Below are 3,648 nucleotides of genomic sequence, written 5' to 3'. Positions count from 1 at the left end.
GGAACTTGATTACATTTTGGATCTGCTTTTTGCGGTCCTTCAGTTCCTCGATCTTTACACCGATGACCTTTCTGGCGATGTCCATGTCGCAGGAACCTTCCATGGTGTCGACAATATCCTTCAGGTCCGCAATCGACATTCCTGCTTCCCGGGCATTGCTCACAAAGTCCAGGCGCAGCAGATTTTCTTCCGGATAATCCCGATAGTTGTTGGTCTCGCTTTCTCCTGGCCGGGACTTGAGGAGGCCGTTGCGTTCGTAAAAGCGGATCGTGTCACGCGTCAGGCCCGATTTTTCGGAAAGCTCACCGATTTTCATTCGTAACTCCAAACCATGGACTATGGTCTATTGTTTTGTGTTAGCTGTGTGATTACATGGGTCGAGCTAACTGATTTCACACTCGCCTGATATAACAGGCTGCTGAAAGGTAAAACATGTCGAAGCGCATCGTTATTGTCGGTGGAGGAAACCTGGGCTCCGAACTTGCACGGTCTTTGGAGACTGAGGCGGAGGTTACGCTGATCGAACAGGCGGAAAGATATGTCCATGCTCCTGCTATGATCCGTGCCGTGGTCGATCCGAAGATTCTCGACAAGGCTTTGATCCCTTACGAAAACCTGCTTAGCCGGGGCAAATTTGTTCGCGGTCAGGTCACAGAAGTCGATGCGTCTGGTGTGACGCTGGCGGATGGCAGCCGGGTGGATGCGGATTATATCGTTCTGGCGACAGGATCATCGAACAGCTTGCCGTTCAAGCCGACGTCTGGTGATGTTGAAGCCTTGAAGCGGGCCAACCACGAGGTCCATGAGAAACTTCTGGACGCAAAAACAATAGCCATTGTCGGCGGTGGAGCTGTCGGTATCGAGCTTGCAGGCGAGCTTGCTCACGCGATGCCTGAAAAGGAAATTGTGCTTGTCAGCGACAAGGCGACCTTGATGCCCGGAAAGCCAGCAAATCTCGGCCGGTCTCTTGAAGCCAAACTGAAATCTGCCGGTGTTGAAATCATTTTCGGCGCTCGTGGTGAAAACCTTGAGAACTCATCGGAGCCCTATGCGGGGACCGTTCGGCTGACAAATGGACGCGTCATAACCGCCGACCTGATATTTCCGGTGATCGGATCTCGGGCCAATTCGGCGCTGCTGACAACATTGCCGGACGTTGAAGTGACATCGAACGGGCGGGTCGCCAGTGACGGCTGGATGCGGCCATCAAGCCTGGAGAACGTTTTTGCAGCAGGAGATGTCGCCGACAACGGTGATGCCATGACCATTGTTGCTGTTTCCAGGCAGGTGCCTTGGCTGACAAAAACGTTGAAGGCACTTCTTTCCGGTAAGCCGCTGAAAGATATCAAACCTTATGTGCCTTGGAAAAGCGCACCAATTCTTTTGCCGCTGGGGCCGGTGAAGGGAAATTCGTTTCTGGTGCTGTTTACTGCAGGAAACTGGATCACGAGGAAAATCAAGGGCACGGACCTGTTTCTTACCAAGTACAACAAAGCGTTTGGCAGAAAGTAGGGACCCACCTGGGACTGGAAGACGGCCGGGGTCGAAATTTCAACCCCGGCGAAGCCCACTTGGCCGATCTATTTCAAAGACCAGCGGATGGTGACATTTGCGCTGATGGTTTCCTCTCCGGCTTCGATGGGAACCGCATCCGCTTTGGCCATCATCATGCCTTCGGCGCGCATCATCAGCGGTCGGGGCATCTGAACACCGGTTTCGCTGATGTTCAGGATGTTGCCAAGCTCCACACCCGCAGCATCAGCAAATATCTCCGCCTTGTGGCGCGCAGCAGCGACCGCCTGCTTGCGTGCTTCGTCCAGCTTTTCATCCGGGTCGCTTACTTCAAATCGGATGCCGTCAACGGAATTCGCACCGCTTTCCACCACAAGGGTCAGAAGTCCACCAAGCTTGCCGAGGTCGCGGACATTGACCTCAACGCCATTGCGGATTTCGTATCCGATGATATTCGGCTGGCGATTGGAGCCGTCCGTGATCCGTTCGTAGCGCGGGTAGATGCCGAAGCCACGGGTCTGAATATCCTTGGCCTCAACGCCTGCACCCTTGATGGCATCAATAACCTTGGTGATGGAAGCGGAGTTTTCGCTCAATGCTTCTGCTGCGGTCTTGGCGGTGGTCACGACATTGGTGGTGATGACGGCCATGTCAGGTGCGACAGATACGGTGCCCTGACCTTCCATTGTTATGCTGCCGGTGGCTGCTGTTGCGGCCGAATCCTGCGCCTGTGCAGGTGCGAACGCGAGAACCGCCATGGACAGGCCGGTTGCAAGTGCCGCTTTTCGGGCAAAGGACAATGGAATTTGAGGCAAATAAGAAACAATGGATGACATGGAATATGTCCTTTTCAACTGATTGTTGTTGCCGCGAACATTGTCTCCCATTGCGGCAGGGATAAGGCTTGCCGGTTCAGCTTCCGTTCATTTTCAAGGACTTGTCTGCGGAGAATTGACAAGACACATTAATTCTTGCTCTCAACTGACGCGACATCCGTGAAACCGACATCTCCTGTTTGAGACAGCAGTACGGCGACAGGCCGCAAGCCTTTGAAGCGGGCACAGACGATAACAATCATCACAGTCAGAGGTACACATAGAACCATACCGACGACACCCCATACCGCACCCCAGAAGGCGAGGGACAGCATGATCACTAGACCGGAAAGATTGAGATTCGAGCCCATCAGTCTTGGTTCAATCAGATTGCCGATCGAGAACTGAATGAGGCCGAGACCGGTCGCGATGGCGAAGAACGGCCCAAGCGTATCGTAATAGACCATTGCCAGCAGACTGGGAAAGATGACACCGATCAGCGATCCGATGGTCGGGATGTAGTTCAAAAGAAATGCAATGAAGCCGAACAGGGCCGCATAGGGCAGGCCGATGACGATCAGAACCAGACTTGTCAGAACACCGGTCGCAACGGAAACCGCGGTCTTGATTGAAAAGTAATGCATGATCGAACGGTTGATTTCCGCCCGGATTGCAAATGCGGACTGTGCCCGCTCGGGGCTTGAAAACAGGCGTTCGAATTTCCGGTCGAACGTGGATTGTTCCAGCACCAGAAACAGCACATAGATGAAGACGAGGCTTGCGGAACCGGCGAGCGCTGTCACCAGGCTGGCACCGGCAGTCACCATGCGCGGCACGACCGATTCAGGCAGGAGATCCTTCAATTCAACGGGATCATTCAGATTCAGATGTGATGAAACCTGATTGAAGAGTTCTTCAAGACGGCGTTGATAGGTGGGGGCGTCCTGGGCAAGCTGTGTCAGGTTGACGGTGACAATGTCCAGAACCACGGTCGCAGCTGCAAAGATGGTGAGGAGCGCCAGCGGAAACGACAGGAAACCGGGTAATCGCCAGCTGCCAAGCGGGATCTGTTTGAAGGCATGTGCCAGCGAGTTGATCATGTACCAGACGATCAGGGCGATCACGAAGGGCAGCAGCAGCGACCGGCCGACCACCAGAAGCCAGCCGATCAGGCAGACAAGCAGCACACTCATCGTGACGGAAAGAAGCGGTGATCGCATTATGGCTCCGGCTTGTGAATCGGGCGATTAAGTCATTGTGCACATTTTGACCTCAAGCGAACCGTGAACGGAACCGGTTTTTCGTCTTGAGGCAAATCTCA

General features: G+C 53.9%; 4 protein-coding genes. 1 reads left to right on the top strand and 3 read right to left on the bottom strand.

Translation table 11 applies throughout. The features are described 5' to 3' along the window. Window positions 1-316: MerR family transcriptional regulator (locus K5905_RS29845; protein ID WP_297591289.1), on the bottom strand; the 316-nt coding region annotated here is incomplete at its 3' end. A 116-nt stretch (window positions 317-432) separates the two neighbouring features. On the opposite strand from K5905_RS29845, the gene K5905_RS29840 reads away from it, so the two are divergent. After that, entirely contained in the window at window positions 433-1,512 is a 1,080-nt protein-coding gene (locus K5905_RS29840; protein WP_297591288.1) for an FAD-dependent oxidoreductase, read from the top strand. A gap of 68 nt (window positions 1,513-1,580) precedes the next feature. Here K5905_RS29840 and K5905_RS29835 read toward each other — a convergent pair whose 3' ends face one another. Together K5905_RS29835 and K5905_RS29830 are read right to left on the bottom strand one after the other, a co-directional pair. After that, window positions 1,581-2,348 (bottom strand): SIMPL domain-containing protein, encoded by a 768-nt coding sequence (locus tag K5905_RS29835; RefSeq protein WP_297591286.1) that lies wholly within the window; start codon window positions 2,346-2,348, stop codon window positions 1,581-1,583. A gap of 128 nt (window positions 2,349-2,476) precedes the next feature. Next, window positions 2,477-3,547, bottom strand: a complete 1,071-nt coding sequence (locus K5905_RS29830; RefSeq protein ID WP_297591284.1) for an AI-2E family transporter — start codon at window positions 3,545-3,547, stop codon at window positions 2,477-2,479. Window positions 3,548-3,648 lie beyond the last annotated feature (101 nt).

Source organism: Roseibium sp., assembly GCF_025698965.1.
Classification (GTDB): domain Bacteria; phylum Pseudomonadota; class Alphaproteobacteria; order Rhizobiales; family Stappiaceae; genus Roseibium.
This window is presented reverse-complemented; position numbering and strand designations above follow the sequence as displayed.

What these genes read in the sequence shown, in the direction of transcription:
- K5905_RS29840 (WP_297591288.1), top strand. Translation starts at nt 433, where the DNA reads ATGTCGAAGCGCATCGTTATTGTCGGTGGAGGAAACCTGGGCTCCGAA.
- K5905_RS29835 (WP_297591286.1), bottom strand. Translation starts at nt 2,348, where the DNA reads ATGTCATCCATTGTTTCTTATTTGCCTCAAATTCCATTGTCCTTTGCC.
- K5905_RS29830 (WP_297591284.1), bottom strand. Translation starts at nt 3,547, where the DNA reads ATGCGATCACCGCTTCTTTCCGTCACGATGAGTGTGCTGCTTGTCTGC.